Below are 15,949 nucleotides of genomic sequence, written 5' to 3' on the forward strand. Positions count from 1 at the left end.
TGTTTTATCGTTGTCTTCTTCTGTTGTTATTTACTTCCATTGAGCCTGATCTTCCGATGAATGTCATGGTCGTTCTGAATCCAATATGTGCCGTTTTTACGTCTTGATATTCATAAGTTCTGGTACTTGTCTCTAGATAGTGAGCGATGTCTTTCCAAGAACCACCTCTTACCACTTTTCTAGATTCTCCCTCTTTTTTATATACAGGGTCCAAATCCCAGGTCAACGCAGATCCTACTTCACTATAATCATCCAGTACCCATTCAGATACATTTCCTGCCATGTTATATAGACCAAATCCATTTGGCGCATATACATCAACTGGTGCTGTATAAGAGAATCCATCGTCTATATAGTTACCTCTACCTGGTTTGAAGTTGGCCATAAGGCAACCTCTTTTGTTTTTCAAGTATGGTCCACCCCAAGGGTATTTTGCTACATCTTTTCCACCTTTGGCTGCGTATTCCCATTCTGCTTCTGAAGGAAGTCTAAATGGAGGCATTTCAAAGTTGGATTTATCGTTGGCATTCATGTGATAGGTTCTCCATTGACAGTACATATTGGCTTGTTCCCAACTTACTCCTACTACTGGATAATTGTCAAATGCAGGGTGATCGAAATAAAACTCCATCAAAGGATCTCCATAATGATAGGAAAAACTTGTATTCCATACCGTTGTATCTGGAAGTACTTCATTTAAATTGAATTGAGGTGGATCTTTGAGGGTGGTAGGTGTGGAATAAGAATATTCGCCTAACCTTACAGCCTCAACGAATTGCCTGTACTTATTATTAGACACTTCATATTTATCCATGTAAAATTCGGAGATTGTAATCTGTTTGTTGAAAGCGGATTGGGTTATGGCAATATCTTCATCAGCTTGACCCATCCAAAATGTTCCTGCCTTCACAGCTACCATGTCTATAGGAAGGTTTTGTTGCCAGCCAACTCTTTTGGCTACTCCAGTAACTTCCCCACGCCTGTTATCTTTTTCACTTGCGGACCCTTTTTTACCAAAGAGGCCACAACCCTGTAAGCACGAGGCGACTAAGACCACCGTAACCACTGGAAAAAACCTTGAAATCATTTTTTTACACATAAATGACAGTAATTAAGTTATATAAATAACTGCTTATTTTTTATCACAACGAAAGCGAAATTTAAACGAAAATTTGACAAAAACACTAATCCTTAATCAAATTTTCAACTTTTTGTTTAAAACCTGTAGCGCGGCGTCCTTTGAATGACACGCTGAAAATCTCTAGATACTTGAGGTAGATTGTACCTCAACATGAACTCATGACTGGTTGGTGACTTTGCCTCAAGTCCTCCAAACACCAAATCAAATGCATAACCAATTTTTAGAGAATTGTCTCTTAATAAACTGTAACCCACCAAAAGTGAAACTGCTTCTTCCCCTCTATATGCCAATCCTGCACTAACTTTTTGATTGTGTGTGGCTATAACGCTCAGGTCGTATGAAAAATTATTGAACGATACTGTTTTTAAAAGAAAACTTGGCTCAAAGGTCCAAAACGCATAAGTCTTTATTCTATAGCCGGCATTGAGGTAGCTATGATTTAATAATGGGTTGGCAATGGCTCCATCTCCAAAATCAAAGCTTGGCTCGTTGACATGCCGAGTACTTACTCCAACATAGAATTTCCCTTGATCGTAAATAGCTCCACCTCCAAAGTTTATGTTCATCTGAGTTTCCCTGCCTCCTGCTGGTACGGAAGGATCAGGGTTTACCAAATTCAATTCGTCATATTTCAATGTACTTGAAAACATTCCACCAGATGCTCCAATGCTCAATGTCCCTCTTCTTAACCTGATGTGATAGCCTAACGAGAGATTTACCTCTTGATTATTTGTAGCTCCAATATTATCGTTTACAAAACTGAGGCCATAGCCTAAGTTTGTATTTGCCAAAGATCCTGATGCGGTCAACAGTTGAGTGATCGGTGCAGGTCCATTAGCACCTGAGTAGTTAGCCCACTGTGTCCGATGAAGGGCTGAGAACTGATATCCTTTTTCTTTTCCTGCAAAAGCTGGATTATAAAAAAGTCCATTGTACATGTATTGCGTAAATTGCGCATCTTGCTGTGCAAATAATGATGAGCTATAAAAAGCAACCATCGCGAAAAATGGTAAAAATCTAAGTGTGATGTTTTTCTGCTTACCCATGTATTATAAGATTTTCTTTTTCAGAATCTATTCTACACATTTAAACTGAAAAACACCACAAATGATTGAAAAGAAATCATAAATTATTTGCCTTCTTGATATATAGCTCCAAAGCTCCCGTCATACTCGGAGCATTTGGCATAGGTGCCTCTATATCCAAAATCAAATCTTGCTCTCTTACAGCTTCTGCTGTAGTCGGCCCAAAGGCAGCGATTCTTGTGTTATTTTGCTTGAAATCAGGAAAATTAGTCATGAGAGATTTGATTCCTGAAGGGCTGAAGAATGCGAGTATATCATACTTGATATCCTTCAAATCTGACAAGTCAGCTGCTACAGTATGGTATATGATTGCTTCTGTGTATTCTATGTTACTCTTGGATAAATATGCTGGAATCTCATCTTTTCTAATGTCAGAACATGGGAAAAGATATTTTTCAGATTTGTGCTTCTTAAAGTAGTCAAAAAGGTCTGATGCAGTTTTGGAACCAACAAATAATTTACGCTTTCTGATGACAATGTACTTTTGTAAGTAGTGCGCTGTTTGGTCTGATATACAGAAATATTTCATATCAGCCGGCATCTCTATTTTAAGCTCCTTACAGATAGTGAAGAAATGATCAATAGCATTTCTACTTGTAAAAATAACGGCTGTGTGCTTCAAAATCTCTATCTTCTGCTTCCTGAAATCTTTAATAGAAACAGGCTCCACCTGGATAAAAGGCCTAAAGTCTATTTTGAGATTGTATTTTTCTGCCAGCATAAAGTAAGGAGATCGCTCGTCACTTGGCTTCGGTTGGGAGACTAATATGCTTTTTACTGGATTGAATCTGTCTTTGGTAGATTTACTCATTTTTGCTTTTTCTTTTAAATCTATTTTGAACACGCTACCCTATGATAAATTTTGAGATTATCAAAAAAGGCACTAATTCCGCGGTGCAAATGTAAGCAAATAAATGATAATTATTAAATGATACCTTATTCATCATAATGAGCATCAAAAAGAATACTCCTATTATATATGCCCAGAAAACAAGATAAAATGAATATTGCAGGACAGAAGTCAGGCTTTCAGGTGAGTTTAATGCTACTATAGTTATGATTAATGTCAAAACCATTAATAAAATCGATACAATTCTCAACAAATAAAAAAAATGAGAGAACTCTTTCTTTCCTAAATCATAAATGAATGTGATGAATTTGATGAATAAAAACTTGAAAATAGTACCTATAAACAATGCCAATGTAATGACCAACCAATAAAAAAATAGCTCGTTAAGACTTCCTTGCACTACGGTAGATAGCTGTGAGCCCCAACCTGTTTCTTTTATCCCTACCATCGCGATAAGTGCCATAAGTAAGTTGATTATAAGTATAAAAAATATAATGTCTAGTGTAAAGAATTTTTGTAATGCGTTGCTTTCAGAGAAATCTTCTGCTGTAAACAGGGATTGAGGATCAACAATATAAGATAAAACAAGAGGATAAATGAACTTATACATGGCGACCAATAATAGGATAATAACCAAAGCAGAAAAGAAAAAATCATAAAAGGAATTCACTTCGCGCTCTTCTGGGGCATAATCTATATTTACAAGGGTGTTTTGTGGCGTAGAGCTATTGAAAAATCCTTTCTTGATCACCACATCTTCTATTTTTATGCCTTTTTTAAGAATTGAAAAGTTGGCATTGGATTCTAAATGAAACTTTTCTTTCATAGTCGCTAACGGAATGATAAAAGAAGTATCCTCTTCTGCATGAAACCATAACACTTCCCCTACAAACAGGGTCGCACCTTTTGGTAAGCAAAATTGAAAACTTGAAGCAGGAAATTGATCGGTGTCTAGATTGACCCTAATTACTTCAGAAGAACTGAACCAGCCTGACTGCCTGTCAAAATTTAATTTATTGTTATAGTTTTCTAAAACTTGTCCTTCAACCACAAATCCTATGGAAATCATGAAAACTACCAACAATGATATTCGAAAATATTGCTTCATACTTATTTTTAAAACCTTCCTGTATAACCAAAATGTATCTTGGATAAATTCAGTGCAAAATCTTGGGCATTCGCCCTTCCAATGGCATAGATGAAATTGAAAATGCCATTTCCTGTCTCTAAGCTAAACCCTAGCCCAGTTGCAAATGGATAATCAACAGCTAATCCTTGTGTGCGATTTTCTAATCTTCCTCCGTCGACAAAAATCATAAAATATGAGTAGGTATCAAAATAGAATCTTGGTTCTATGTTGAAATACATATAATTGTTAGCAAAAAAGTAATTCTCATTGAACCCTCTTATACTTCTAAGCCCACCTAACCTGTACAGGTCGTTGATTAGCAAGTTTTCATTTTCCATTAGACCTGTAGAGATCGAGGCCAACATGCCCCATTGAGGCCTGAAATAGAAATGTTTTTCAAAATCCACTTTTGCATAAAACTGAATGGTTCTAAGGTTGATGTCTTCATATACCCTCGAAGGTAAGCCGGTGTTCTCAAGAATATTTTTGTTGCCAATAGCAAATTCTATTGCACCGAAGAATCCTTTTCTAGGGAGAAAAACATCATCAAGTAGCGTCAGCTGATACTGAAGTCCATAATTATTGAACCTGAAGTCAGCTATTTCAGGTAGTGTTTCTAAATTTTGCAAGCCAAATGTGGCCAATAGGTCGCCGGCTTGCCTTCTGCTAAAAAATTTCAAATAGTGATCGCTCAAGATTCTGTAACCAAAATCAATCCTAAAGTCTCTGTTCAAAAAGGTGGTGTCTTCTTTAAGTAAAGAAAAGCTAGCACCTACATCTATCTTGGAGCCGAGAATCATAGGCTCAATAGCTGAGATCCTTAGGTTTTGAGTGTATTGACTCAGTCGTTGCCAGTTGAGTTGATAGTTTCTTCCTTTTCCTCCTACATTAAACAGACTCAAATCAAACTGACCAGTTACCAATAGTTTGTTTTCTTCGAATTCGTTTGGTAAAAAGCCTATGATACCATCAATGGTATTTACTTTTCTATCATTGATAGGTAAGTATACGGTGGCTTCTTCATTCTGGAAACTGATCTCAGGTTCCCCAGACCATCGCAGGTATGGAAGATTTCTGACTTGTTTTACAGCTTGATTGACTTTTAGCTGCGAAAATGGCTCTCCAGGTATGATTTGAAGATATTTTGCCAAGTATCCCTGCTTTGTTTTGGAGTTGCCAGTGATTTGTAAACTGTCGAAGGTGATTTTTGGCCCCAATGCTAGATTCAATGATCCACCTATTGATGCGTTTTGCCTTTCCAAGCTGTCAAGTCTCACAATAGCAAATGGAAAACCATTGTTTTCAGCCTCTTTGATCAAGCGATCGAAGAGGCTTGCTACATGCTGATATTGCACAGGTTTGGTATCAAATGTTCGCGGATCATATCCAGCTTTTATCAAAAATTGATCAGGAATGTTCCCTTTTTTTAGCTTTAACCAATTGAACCTCTCACCTGTCGCTATTTTTATATGTAAAGTATCAGCATGGTCTTGCTCATAAATTACTGTGGCTGCAAGATAGCCGTCAGCATGATATCTTGACAACAGATTATGGATCTCTGCTTGAGGAAGACTTTCATTTTTCAGCGTTATGATCCCCACACGTTCTTCTGCACCATGCACTTGGTATGCGACATGCGCTAGCTTTCCTTGTGCTTGACAAAGTGCAGCCGAAAGAAAATAGAACAATATGAGTGAGTTTAGCTTCATGGAGTAACTAGAAGGCAGTTGACAAAGATTTTTAAAATTAAGGTAGTTTTATGATACTTCTTAGCATCTCCATTATCTTTATCAATTCAAAACCGAATTTCCCTTGGCTGGTATTTATATTCATATCCCTTTCTGCAAGCAAGCCTGTCACTATTGTGATTTTCATTTCAGTACCAATCTCTCTTATATGGATGATATGGTGAACGTGATTAACTCAGAGTTAGTGCAGAGGGCGGATTATTTGCCAATAAGCCAGCCTATTCATACCATTTATTTTGGTGGAGGAACTCCCTCTTTACTTTCTACAAGACAATTGGAATCAATACTGAATACCATAACCAAGCATTATCGGTTGGAGATCAGTGAGCTAACTGTTGAAACTAATCCAGATGATTTGAAAAGGGATAAACTTCGTGATTTAAAGTCACTTGGCTTTGATCGTTTGAGTATTGGTATACAGAGTTTTCAAGAAGAGATTCTAAAGTTTTACAATCGTGCACACAATGCTCAGGAGTCGATCAAGGCCATTGGATTAGCCAAAGAAGCCGGTTTTGAGAAACTATCTATAGATTTGATCTATGGGTTTCCAAGCAAAAATCATGAGATTTGGGAAAAAGACTTAACGATAGCCTTAAGCCAAGATCCAGGGCATATTAGTTCATATTGTCTTACGGTAGAACCGCAGACAGCACTGGGAAGTTGGGTCGAAAAAGGGAAGTTTGAACCTGCCTCTGATGATTTTGCAGCTACGCAATTTGAAATGATGCTAGAAAAATTGACAGCTTCAGGTTATATTCAATATGAAATATCCAATTTTGGAAAAGAAGGTGAATTTGCTGTTCACAACACGAACTATTGGATGGGAGTGCCATACCTTGGTATTGGGCCTAGTGCTCACTCATTTGATGGAAGAAGTCGTGGCGCAAATGTAGCCAGTAATCACGCTTATATAAGAGGAATCAAATCAGGGGCTCCAATATTCACAACTGAAGAAATGAGTACAGAAGACCTTGTCAATGAATTTATAATGACTGGTCTTAGGACAATATGGGGAGTTGATTTAGGATTATTAATCCAGGAGTTTCAAATTGACTTATTAGCGATGAAGTCTTCTATGATCGACCAGTTACGAAGTGAGCAAATGATTGAAAAGAAAGACCAGTCGATAGTACTTACAGGAAAGGGTAGACTTTTAGCCGATAGTATTGCATCGGCATTATTTATTTAAGTTAAAAGGGTTAAATTGAACAAGGATGGAAAAGTATAGGGATAATTCGGGGAGAAAAAAGGAGACGGCTCCACTACAAGAAGCCTTTGAGGAATTACTCAAAACTTATCGATTGAAGGACAAGTATGATGAAAGGCTTTTGATACAAGCTTGGCCAGAAATGATGGGCAAGACAGTAGCGAGTAGAACTACCTCTGTGTATATCAAAGATAAAAAGCTTTTTGTCAAAGTCACTTCTGGAGCTATTAAAAATGAAATGTCAATGAATAAGTCGAAGATCATCGAGATCATTGAACAAAAATTTGGAAAAGGTGTGATTACGGAGTTGGTTTTTCTGTAACCACACCTTTTGTTTTTTTAATCTTGAGTTCCAAACACCCTTCTCATCAAGGCGGTCGTTCTAGAAACAGGGTCTTTTCTAATATTTAGCTCTTCCTCAGCGATCAATTTGAAAAGCCCGTCAATGGCACGGTCAGTGACGTATGTATTCAAATCTGGATCTATTTTTCTATTGGTGAGTGGAATGGCATTGTATGTACTTGCGATATCACCGTAGTACTTCGTAGCACCTACTTCATTTAAGGACTCTTGTATTCTTGGTTGGAATAGGTCGATCAATTGATTTTCGGTAGTCCTTCTCAAAAATTGAGTAGCGGCATCAGGTTCACCTCTCAAAATACTGAATGCATCCTGTATAGTAAGCTGTCTGATTGCGCTTATGAAAATCGGCTTAGCCTCTTTTGCTGCCATTTCTGCACCTCTATTGATAGCCAAAAGCGCCCTGTCCACTTCAGCGCCTAGACCTACTTGTCTCAAAGTAGATTCTACCCTTCTTGCATCTTCTGGAAGTAGGATTTTGATCAATTCATTTTTGAAAAACCCGTCAACCATTGAAGCTTGATCAGCACCTTTGCTAATGCCTTGAATCAGAGCTTCCTTTAATCCTGCTGATACCTCTGTTTGGGTCAAGCCTCCTTGACCTGTTGATTGAAGGACTCTATTGATGTCTGCTGCGGTACATGATGTTGCCAAAATCAGCACGATGATCGAAAAACGTATTGTGAACTTCTTCATGAATTTAAATATAGATTTTTGAAATAAATTTATCGAAAGCGTTGAGTTTCTGTCAGGAAAATTGCATTGTATTGCTTATTATTGTACCCTACTATAGAAAATGTTCAAGCTCCCGAACTTAAATATCGGCAAGATAAGTCTTTTGGTCGCGATAATGACCTGGCTAGCCCTACTTTTTGTTGATATTACAAGACTTTTTGGAAAAATCAATCAATTGGATTCCCAAATTGCGCCTGAAGTTTCGTACATTCTACAAATTATTTTTTTCATTATGGTCTATCTTTTTTTTCATCATTCAATTCAAAAAAGTGAGAAAAGTAATTTTTTAGATTTGATTTGGAGAGGTGCTAGCACAGGACTTTTGGCTACTGGGGTTTCCTTGTTGATTTCCTTATTTTATTTCATGCTTGGAGATAGCAGGCTTGCTTCTGACCCTATTTTGAAGAATATTTTCTATCATATTGACTTTGGCTTTATCACCATTTTCCTTGTATCCAGTACTTTACTATGGAAGCATCTTATCTTATATCAGAAAAATAAAAGGATTGTCAATCAATGGCAGGGATTTGAAATTGGTCTTTTGGTCAGTATGTTTTTTGTATTTTTCAATCAAAACTCTCTGGATTATAGTTTTCTCTTTGGGTTAGGAGTGCTTGTAATATTTGGAATATCCCTTTCTGTGAATCTAAAGTGGATTCCATACCTTACATTCAAGGAGAAATGGAAGTCAATATTATACTTGGTAGTGATATTGATATCTTCTTCATACTTGTTTATTCAAATTCTTTCGTACAGTTCGAGCATCAGTCCTTATCTTAACCTGACTGACAATTTATTCTTATTGTCGCTCTTTGCATTTGTATTCATTTATTCCCTTTTCAGCTTTTTAGTAACCTTATTTAACCTACCTACTTCCTCAGTTTTTGAACAAAAGCTTGTCGAAGCGATCAATTTTCAAAGACTTAGTCAATCTATAAAGCCTGGTCAAAATGAAAATCAGGTGCTCGATATTTTGATGGATTCCTGTATGAGTGCAGCCTATGTAGATGCTGCCTGGCTGGAAATATTGGATGTCAATGGAAATAAAAATGTGATACATCAAAGATTTGTAGGTAACAAGGAGCGCATGGAGCTACAGAAGCTCATAGAAGAGACAAAGCCGTTTTCTGATTTCCGATGGGACAACAGGGCCAATGATAGCAAGACGCTTATCGGTAAGCTACCTGATTTCAAATATAAATCGGCCATGATAGTGCCTTTGGTGATTCACAAGAAAACCTTGGGGAGGATATACCTTGTCAAAGAGGTCAAGGATGGATTTAATAAAGAGATGATAAATATCATTTCAACTTTTGTGGGGCAAGCCTGTATTTCTGTAGAAAACTATAGGCTACTCAATGAAGCGCTTAAGAATGAGCGCTACAAAGAAGAGCTACTGATTGCACAACGCGTGCAGAGAAGCCTGTTGCCTTCCAAGCTTCATCATGATGATTCGTTTCAAATTCATGGGTTTTCAGAAGCGGCAGATGAAGTAGGAGGCGACTACTACGAGACACAAGAACTCGGAGAAGGGAAGTTTGCTATTATTATCGGTGATGTGTCAGGAAAGGGGACGTCAGCAGCTTTCAATATGTCCCAGATGAAGGGGGTTTTCCACAGTTTAGTTCAGCTAAACCCTAGCCCTAGCGAATTTTTGATCAAAGCAAATGCAGCATTGAGCCATTGCCTTGAGAAAAATCACTTTATCACTACTTCATACTTTGTCCTTGACACAGTCTCCCAAGTGATCACCTACTCCAGGGCAGGTCACTGCCCCACTTTGTTTTTCAAAGCTAAGGAAAATGTGTCCGAATACTTGAGTATTGATGGTATGGGATTGGGAGTGTTGAGAAACAAAATGTATGAAAAATATGTACATCAAAAAGACGTGCATTATGAAGAAGGAGATATCATGATACTGTTTACAGATGGAATCATCGAAGCCAAGAATCAGGAAGGTGAAGAGTTTGGGTATGAAAGATTGAAGCTTTCAGTAAACGATGGTCATGCTTTGACAGCAAGTCAAATCCAACAGAAAATTATAGAAGATATGTATGAGTTTATAGGTTCATCATCATTACCAGATGACGATTACTCACTTTTGGTAATTAAATTTTTACAAAAACCTCAGTAACCCTAATAGCGTATAATACAACATGCTTAAGATCGAAACAAAACACGACTCCAATTTTACAACCCTACATTTGATAGGTGAAGTTGATGCTAGCAATTCCGTAGAACTTGACGAGCATATCTCTGGATTAGTGGATAGCGGCGTGCAGAAAATACTCGTAGATGGTTCAGCATTAGAGTATATTTCGTCGGCAGGTCTTGGAGTCTTCATGTCTTACATAGAGGATTTTCAAGAAAAAAATATTTCATTAGTTATTTTTGGACTGAATGAAAGAGTATATCAAGTATTTAGAATATTGGGCTTGGATCAGTTGATTCAGATCAAGTCCGATAAAGAAGAAGCATTGCGAGTATGATAATGAAGCACGAGCTCAAACTATATTGTGACACTACGAGGCTTGCGGATTTAAGGAAATTTTTGAATAACATTCTTCAAAACACTTCTCTTACCGATATCGAACAGCACCAAGTTACCTTGGCGGTGGATGAGGTGTGCGCTAACCTAATCATTCATTCACACGGGTGCAATGCCCGGGAGTTTATCAACGTAGAAGTCGAAAAGGAAAATGGGATTTTAAAGATTGAAATCGTAGATCGTGGAGAGGGATTCAATATAATAGAATACAAAGAACCAGAAATTTCTCATGTAAAAGCTACAAAGAGGAAGGGTGGGCTTGGGATAATCTTGGTCAAAAGAATCATGGACAAGATTGAATTTGAGAAGATAGGAACTCAAAATACCTGTAGACTTTTTAAGAATCTAAAATCCAAATAATTGTTAATTTCATATTCTTTATGCTGTTCAGGCGAATTATTGTACTTTTAAATTTGTAACATTGCATTAGTATTTTAGGGAAGCCATTAATATGAATTTCAAATATTTCTACTTATACATATTGGTATTAGCATTTTCCTGTAGTCCCAAAACGACAATACAGCCTGAGGACAATAAGGTGGCTACACCAGTTTCACTGATGACTATAGGTAATGAAGAAGTATATGCTGATGAATTTCTGCATTTATTATCGAAAAACCGATCTTTTTTGGAAAAAGAAGGAACTATCTCTAAGGCTGATTTTGAGGAGAATTTTGACCTATTTGTCAATTTCAAACTTAAAGTAAAAGAGGCTGAAAACAGAGGTCTTCATCAGACGGAGGAGTTTGACAGAGAATTTTCCATGTTCAAGGAAGATTTGATCAAACCATATCTTATCAAAAATTCCCTTCAAGAAGGAGAGTTGATGAAAGCATATAACAGGATGCAAGAAATAGTCAAAGCAAGCCATATCCTTCTTCAATTTCCGAACAACGCCACTCGAGAAGATACTATTGCGGTATTCAGAATGGCTCAAAAGCTCAAAACACAAGCGGAAGAAGGAGAAGATTTCAATGAGCTGGCGCTCAATCATTCTGAAGACCCTTCGGCAAGAGAAAATAAAGGAAATCTAGGCTACTTCACGGCATTGCAAATGGTGCATCAATTCGAAGATGCTGCATTTGGTCTTAAAGTGGGTGAGATTTCAGAACCTATACTTACGGACTATGGCTATCACATCATCAAGCTAGAAGATAGAAAGCCTAATCCAGGAGAAATCAGAGTATCTCATATTTTGATCAGATCACAATCCAATGATCCCGTTTCAGAGGAGCGGATACTAAGAAAAGTTTCTGAAATCTATGCAGAGCTTCAGAAGCCTGAAAGTGTATGGGAAGACATCTGTGCCCAATACTCTGAAGACCAAGGTACCAAAAATACAGGCGGACTTCTCCCATTAATTGGGATTGGTTCCGTGATACCGGAATTCGAGAGAGTAGCGTTCAGCCTGAATGAGATTGGTGAAATTTCCCCACCTGCAAAAACACCTTATGGTTATCATATCATCCGATTGGAAGAGAAAAGATCACTTCCTCAATTTGAAGATATGGAAGCCATGATCAAATCAAAAATTCTAAGAGATAGCAGGTCTACTTTGATTCAATCGCAAGTGACCTCGATTCAGAAGGCCAGGTATCAGTTTTTAGAAAATGAAACACTTGTGGATAGCCTGGAGGCATTTTTTGACAAAAGCTCCAGAAATGAAGCAATAGAAAAAATTCAGAAGACCAACCTTTCTAATCGAGTAATTTTCTCAGCTGGTGGTGAGGAAAGAACCGTTCAAGATCTTTTTGATTTTATGCAGTCTAGTGGTCAGGTAGTACGAGTAGGAAATAGAAACTTGATGTCAGCTTGGTATGAAAAGTTTGTAGAAACAAAGCTCAATCAAGCAGAAGAAAATGATCTTGCATCCAACAACAAAGAGTATCAATTGACACTCAAAGAATATAGAGACGGCATATTGCTATTTACCTTGATGAATGAAAATGTATGGCAAAAAGCATTGGAAGATAGCTTAGGTCAGGTTGCCTTTTATGAAGAGCATACAGATAGGTATCAATGGAAAGAGCGTGTAGAGGCTATTATCGTGAAGATGAGCAAAGATGACTTTACTTCTTCTGTGAAGAGGTTTCTAGCGGATAAAAAGTATCAAGAGAACTTGGTGTCTAGGTTAGAAAATACCTTTCTAAATGATAACCCTTTGGCATTTACCGTTGACAAGGATGTGTTTGAAATGGAGTCACACCCTGTTTTGAGTCGTGCTATTGCCAATAAGGCGTTTCAAGAAATCAAAGCAAATAATAACACTTACTTTGTCTTATTGGGGGGTAAAATTCCACCAGGAAGAAAAAAGTTTGAAGAGACAAGAGGAAAGGTGATTCAGGATTATCAAGAATATCTTGATCAAAGCTTGCTGGAAACTTTGAAATCAAGCTACATCGTAAAGGTAAACGAAGAAGAAAAAAACAGAGTGTACGAACTTGTTACAAAAAATTAACATCCTAACCCTACTGATCATTTCTTTGTCGCTAAGTGCCTGTGACTTTTTCAAGTTCAAGTCAGACACTGAAGAGGATACAGGTGATCAAATTGTAGCCTTGGTAGGTAACCAAAAACTTAAAAGGTCAGAATTGCGATTCTTGACATTTCAGGGTAATAATGAACAAGATAGCGCAAGTATAGCCAAGCAATACATACAAAGTTGGGTCAAAAAGCAGCTTATGATCAAAGAAGCTGGGAAGTCTATGGCTTTTGATGAAGCTGAACTCAATCGTAAACTGCTAGACTATCGATATGCCTTGATGGTATATGAATTTGAGAAATCCTTCGTTGAGTCTAATAGTGTGGGAGAGATTAAGGCGGAAGAAATCAATGCATACTATGATGCTCACAAAGAGAACTTCAACCTTAAGGAAATCATAGTAAGGACAAACTACTTTAAGCTGGAGAAAAGCTCTAGCCAAAATCGAAATCTGGAAAGATTGCTGAATAGCAAAGGAGAAAATACCAGCGATCTAAGACAAATAGCCCTGAATCACGCTAGCAATTATTATATAGAGGATTCTACTTGGGTGAGGTTTGATGAGATCATCGTAGGGACACCATTGAGTGAGAATAATAACAAAGTACAGCTTTTGAGAAATAACAAGTTGATCAAGGTAGAAGATGATACCTATACTTACTATTTCAAGATATTGGAATATAAATTACAAGACCAAATCCCACCTGTAGAATTTGTCAGGGATGAGATTTCGGCCATATTGAGAAATAAAAAAAGACTAGAGCTAGTTGAAAAGCTTCAAAAGGATATTTATAATAGAGCAGAAGAAAATAATGAGTTTAAAATATATGAGTAAAGCAAACAAGTTTCTTTCAATCACCTCATGCCTGATCATGCTTACAGGTGTGCTTTATGCACAGGAAGAAGAAAAGAAGCCCTCTACTACACCTACTACTGGTCAAGTGATAGACCGGATAGTGGCAAAAGTCAATAATTACATATTGCTAGAATCAGATGTACAGAAGACGTACTTAGAAGCAATATCTAATTCACAGCAAGGATTTGAAGCACCTTCGAGGTGTGATATATTTGAGTCCCTTTTGATCAACAAACTCATGGTGGCCAAAGCTGAAATTGACTCCGTCTCTGTAAGTGATGCAGAGGTAATGCTTCAAGCTGACCAGAGGTTCAGCATGATCATGTCGCAGTTTGGTGGAGATGAGTCTACACTTGTGGAGGTCTATGGCAAAACAAGTGACCAGTTAAAAGCTGAAATCAATGATGCTCTTCGAGAGCAAATGATCGTGCAGCGTATGCAAGGAAAGATTACAGAAGGGCTTTCTGTATCTCCGGCAGAAGTGAGAAGGTTCTTCAATTCTATCCATAGAGATTCTTTACCATTTTTCTCCGCAGAAGTTACTGTAGGTCAGATTGTGAGGAAGCCAGAGGTGAACGAAAAAGCAAAAACAGAAGTAGCCAACTTCCTTTCTGGCTTGAAGAAGCAGATCATGGACGGTACTTCAGACTTTGCCACTTTGGCCAAGGAATATTCCCAAGACCCTGGTTCTGCTATCCAAGGAGGTGAGCTTGGTTTTTTTAGAAGAGGTGAGCTCGCTCCCGAATATGAAGCAACTTCTCTAGGCCTCAAGCCTGGTGAGGTCTCAGATCCTGTAGAAACGGTATTTGGTTTTCACATGATTCAATTGCTTGAAAGAAGAGGAAACACCTTCAATACTAGACACATTTTGATCAAGCCTGTGCCGAGTGAAGATGATATCAAAAAGACTGAAAGGTATTTGGATAGTTTGAGAACTGTGATTTTGGATAAAAAAATCGACTTTGCTAAGGCTGCCAAAGAGTATTCAGAAGATAGGGATACTTCAGACAATGGAGGCTTCTTTGCGGATCAAGGGTCTGGTTCAAACAGGTTGACGCTAAGAACACTTGAGGATCCAGTACTTTACTTCACAATTGATTCTATGCAAGTAGGAGGAATCACTACACCTATGAGGTTTGAAGATCCTAGAGAAGGTACCAAGGTGAGGATATTATACTACAAAGACAGGTATCCAGCGCACAGAGCAAATCTCAATGATGATTTTGAAAAGCTCAAAGCAGCTACGAGAAGGAAGAAGGAGGATGATATACTGAGCAGGTGGTTCTTAACAGCCAAAGAGGATGTTTTTATTGATATAGATCCAGCTTATGATCGCTGCAATGTCCTTCAAGACAATTAGAGCTAAGAAAGCTTTATTAATTCAAGACAAAAAAAGCCGACTGAAAACCTCAGTCGGCTTTTTTTTGCTAAAGCTTATGCGTTTATTCGGGAGTTTGAGGAAGGTGTCTTGCTAATTACTTTGAAGAAATGTGGAATTAATCCTTTACTTCCTCAAAGTCTACGTACTCGCCGCCTTTAATTTGATCTTTATGTTTATTTTTTTTGAAGTTATCTGGCACATGGTCTACCCTCACTTCACCAGTCTTAGTGTTGTTTTGGTGATAGTGACTTTGCTGCTGATCTCTTGCAGCTTGATTTACTTGCTGCACAAACTTAGCCAATTTGGTTCTCAAAAAGAACCTCATGAGTTGTATAAGCAACCAGCCAATTCCTAAAGTGATTACAATAAACTTAACCAAATCTTCAACATTTATATACCCCAGACAAGTATCTTAGTCTGGGGTAAG

The 15,949-nt window shown here is 37.7% G+C and carries 15 protein-coding genes; 8 read left to right on the top strand and 7 right to left on the bottom strand.

Annotated elements, in window-relative coordinates; all coding sequences use genetic code 11:
* Window positions 1-4 precede the first annotated feature (4 nt).
* The 5 genes from porK to MM239_RS09145 all read right to left on the bottom strand — a co-directional run bounded on the left by porK (window position 5) and on the right by MM239_RS09145 (window position 5,914).
* The gene (gene porK / locus MM239_RS09125) at window positions 5-1,099 is read right to left on the bottom strand and encodes a T9SS ring complex lipoprotein PorK/GldK (protein ID WP_241347897.1); all 1,095 of its coding nucleotides are present in this window, start codon (window positions 1,097-1,099) and stop codon (window positions 5-7) included.
* 116 nt (window positions 1,100-1,215) lie between these two features.
* The gene (locus MM239_RS09130) at window positions 1,216-2,187 is read right to left on the bottom strand and encodes a PorP/SprF family type IX secretion system membrane protein (protein ID WP_241347898.1); all 972 of its coding nucleotides are present in this window, start codon (window positions 2,185-2,187) and stop codon (window positions 1,216-1,218) included.
* A gap of 76 nt (window positions 2,188-2,263) precedes the next feature.
* Entirely contained in the window at window positions 2,264-3,037 is a 774-nt protein-coding gene (locus MM239_RS09135; protein WP_241347899.1) for a uroporphyrinogen-III synthase, read from the bottom strand.
* 34 nt (window positions 3,038-3,071) lie between these two features.
* The gene (locus MM239_RS09140) at window positions 3,072-4,145 is read right to left on the bottom strand and encodes a DUF4271 domain-containing protein (protein WP_241347900.1); all 1,074 of its coding nucleotides are present in this window, start codon (window positions 4,143-4,145) and stop codon (window positions 3,072-3,074) included.
* Window positions 4,146-4,192: 47 nt separating this feature from the next.
* Window positions 4,193-5,914, bottom strand: a complete 1,722-nt coding sequence (locus tag MM239_RS09145; RefSeq protein ID WP_241347901.1) for a BamA/TamA family outer membrane protein — start codon at window positions 5,912-5,914, stop codon at window positions 4,193-4,195.
* A gap of 103 nt (window positions 5,915-6,017) precedes the next feature.
* On the opposite strand from MM239_RS09145, the gene hemW reads away from it, so the two are divergent.
* Entirely contained in the window at window positions 6,018-7,142 is a 1,125-nt protein-coding gene (gene hemW, locus MM239_RS09150) for a radical SAM family heme chaperone HemW (protein WP_241347902.1), read from the top strand.
* 25 nt (window positions 7,143-7,167) lie between these two features.
* Entirely contained in the window at window positions 7,168-7,482 is a 315-nt protein-coding gene (locus MM239_RS09155) for a DUF721 domain-containing protein (protein ID WP_241347903.1), read from the top strand.
* Between the two features lie 17 nt (window positions 7,483-7,499).
* Here MM239_RS09155 and MM239_RS09160 read toward each other — a convergent pair whose 3' ends face one another.
* Window positions 7,500-8,216, bottom strand: a complete 717-nt coding sequence (locus MM239_RS09160; protein ID WP_241347904.1) for a DUF4197 domain-containing protein — start codon at window positions 8,214-8,216, stop codon at window positions 7,500-7,502.
* Window positions 8,217-8,316: 100 nt separating this feature from the next.
* Between MM239_RS09160 and MM239_RS09165 the strand changes: the two genes are divergently transcribed.
* The 6 genes from MM239_RS09165 (at window position 8,317) to MM239_RS09190 (ending at window position 15,501) form a co-directional block, all read left to right on the top strand.
* On the top strand, window positions 8,317-10,389 hold the full coding sequence (locus tag MM239_RS09165; protein WP_241347905.1) for a SpoIIE family protein phosphatase: 2,073 nt from the start codon (window positions 8,317-8,319) through the stop codon (window positions 10,387-10,389).
* Window positions 10,390-10,411: 22 nt separating this feature from the next.
* The gene (locus tag MM239_RS09170; protein WP_241347906.1) at window positions 10,412-10,744 is read left to right on the top strand and encodes an STAS domain-containing protein; all 333 of its coding nucleotides are present in this window, start codon (window positions 10,412-10,414) and stop codon (window positions 10,742-10,744) included.
* Window positions 10,745-10,746: 2 nt separating this feature from the next.
* Window positions 10,747-11,163 carry an ATP-binding protein gene (locus MM239_RS09175; RefSeq protein WP_241347930.1) on the top strand — a complete coding sequence of 139 codons (417 nt, stop codon included), beginning with the start codon at window positions 10,747-10,749 and terminating at the stop codon, window positions 11,161-11,163.
* A gap of 91 nt (window positions 11,164-11,254) precedes the next feature.
* On the top strand, window positions 11,255-13,261 hold the full coding sequence (locus MM239_RS09180) for a peptidylprolyl isomerase (RefSeq protein ID WP_241347907.1): 2,007 nt from the start codon (window positions 11,255-11,257) through the stop codon (window positions 13,259-13,261).
* Window positions 13,245-14,120 (top strand): peptidyl-prolyl cis-trans isomerase, encoded by an 876-nt coding sequence (locus MM239_RS09185; protein ID WP_241347908.1) that lies wholly within the window; start codon window positions 13,245-13,247, stop codon window positions 14,118-14,120. The genes MM239_RS09180 and MM239_RS09185 overlap by 17 nt, the downstream gene beginning before the upstream one ends.
* Window positions 14,113-15,501, top strand: a complete 1,389-nt coding sequence (locus MM239_RS09190) for a peptidylprolyl isomerase (protein WP_241347909.1) — start codon at window positions 14,113-14,115, stop codon at window positions 15,499-15,501. The genes MM239_RS09185 and MM239_RS09190 overlap by 8 nt, the downstream gene beginning before the upstream one ends.
* A gap of 136 nt (window positions 15,502-15,637) precedes the next feature.
* On the opposite strand, the gene MM239_RS09195 is transcribed toward MM239_RS09190, so the two are convergent.
* Window positions 15,638-15,901 carry a DUF4834 family protein gene (locus MM239_RS09195; RefSeq protein ID WP_241347910.1) on the bottom strand — a complete coding sequence of 88 codons (264 nt, stop codon included), beginning with the start codon at window positions 15,899-15,901 and terminating at the stop codon, window positions 15,638-15,640.
* Window positions 15,902-15,949 lie beyond the last annotated feature (48 nt).

The sequence above is a fragment of the Belliella filtrata genome (assembly GCF_022549775.1).
In the GTDB taxonomy this organism is placed as follows: domain Bacteria; phylum Bacteroidota; class Bacteroidia; order Cytophagales; family Cyclobacteriaceae; genus Belliella; species Belliella filtrata.

What these genes read in the sequence shown, in the direction of transcription:
- porK (WP_241347897.1), bottom strand. Translation starts at nt 1,099, where the DNA reads ATGTGTAAAAAAATGATTTCAAGGTTTTTTCCAGTGGTTACGGTGGTC.
- MM239_RS09130 (WP_241347898.1), bottom strand. Translation starts at nt 2,187, where the DNA reads ATGGGTAAGCAGAAAAACATCACACTTAGATTTTTACCATTTTTCGCG.
- MM239_RS09135 (WP_241347899.1), bottom strand. Translation starts at nt 3,037, where the DNA reads ATGAGTAAATCTACCAAAGACAGATTCAATCCAGTAAAAAGCATATTA.
- MM239_RS09140 (WP_241347900.1), bottom strand. Translation starts at nt 4,145, where the DNA reads ATGATTTCCATAGGATTTGTGGTTGAAGGACAAGTTTTAGAAAACTAT.
- MM239_RS09145 (WP_241347901.1), bottom strand. Translation starts at nt 5,914, where the DNA reads ATGAAGCTAAACTCACTCATATTGTTCTATTTTCTTTCGGCTGCACTT.
- MM239_RS09155 (WP_241347903.1), top strand. Translation starts at nt 7,168, where the DNA reads ATGGAAAAGTATAGGGATAATTCGGGGAGAAAAAAGGAGACGGCTCCA.
- MM239_RS09160 (WP_241347904.1), bottom strand. Translation starts at nt 8,216, where the DNA reads ATGAAGAAGTTCACAATACGTTTTTCGATCATCGTGCTGATTTTGGCA.
- MM239_RS09165 (WP_241347905.1), top strand. Translation starts at nt 8,317, where the DNA reads ATGTTCAAGCTCCCGAACTTAAATATCGGCAAGATAAGTCTTTTGGTC.
- MM239_RS09170 (WP_241347906.1), top strand. Translation starts at nt 10,412, where the DNA reads ATGCTTAAGATCGAAACAAAACACGACTCCAATTTTACAACCCTACAT.
- MM239_RS09175 (WP_241347930.1), top strand. Translation starts at nt 10,747, where the DNA reads ATGAAGCACGAGCTCAAACTATATTGTGACACTACGAGGCTTGCGGAT.
- MM239_RS09180 (WP_241347907.1), top strand. Translation starts at nt 11,255, where the DNA reads ATGAATTTCAAATATTTCTACTTATACATATTGGTATTAGCATTTTCC.
- MM239_RS09190 (WP_241347909.1), top strand. Translation starts at nt 14,113, where the DNA reads ATGAGTAAAGCAAACAAGTTTCTTTCAATCACCTCATGCCTGATCATG.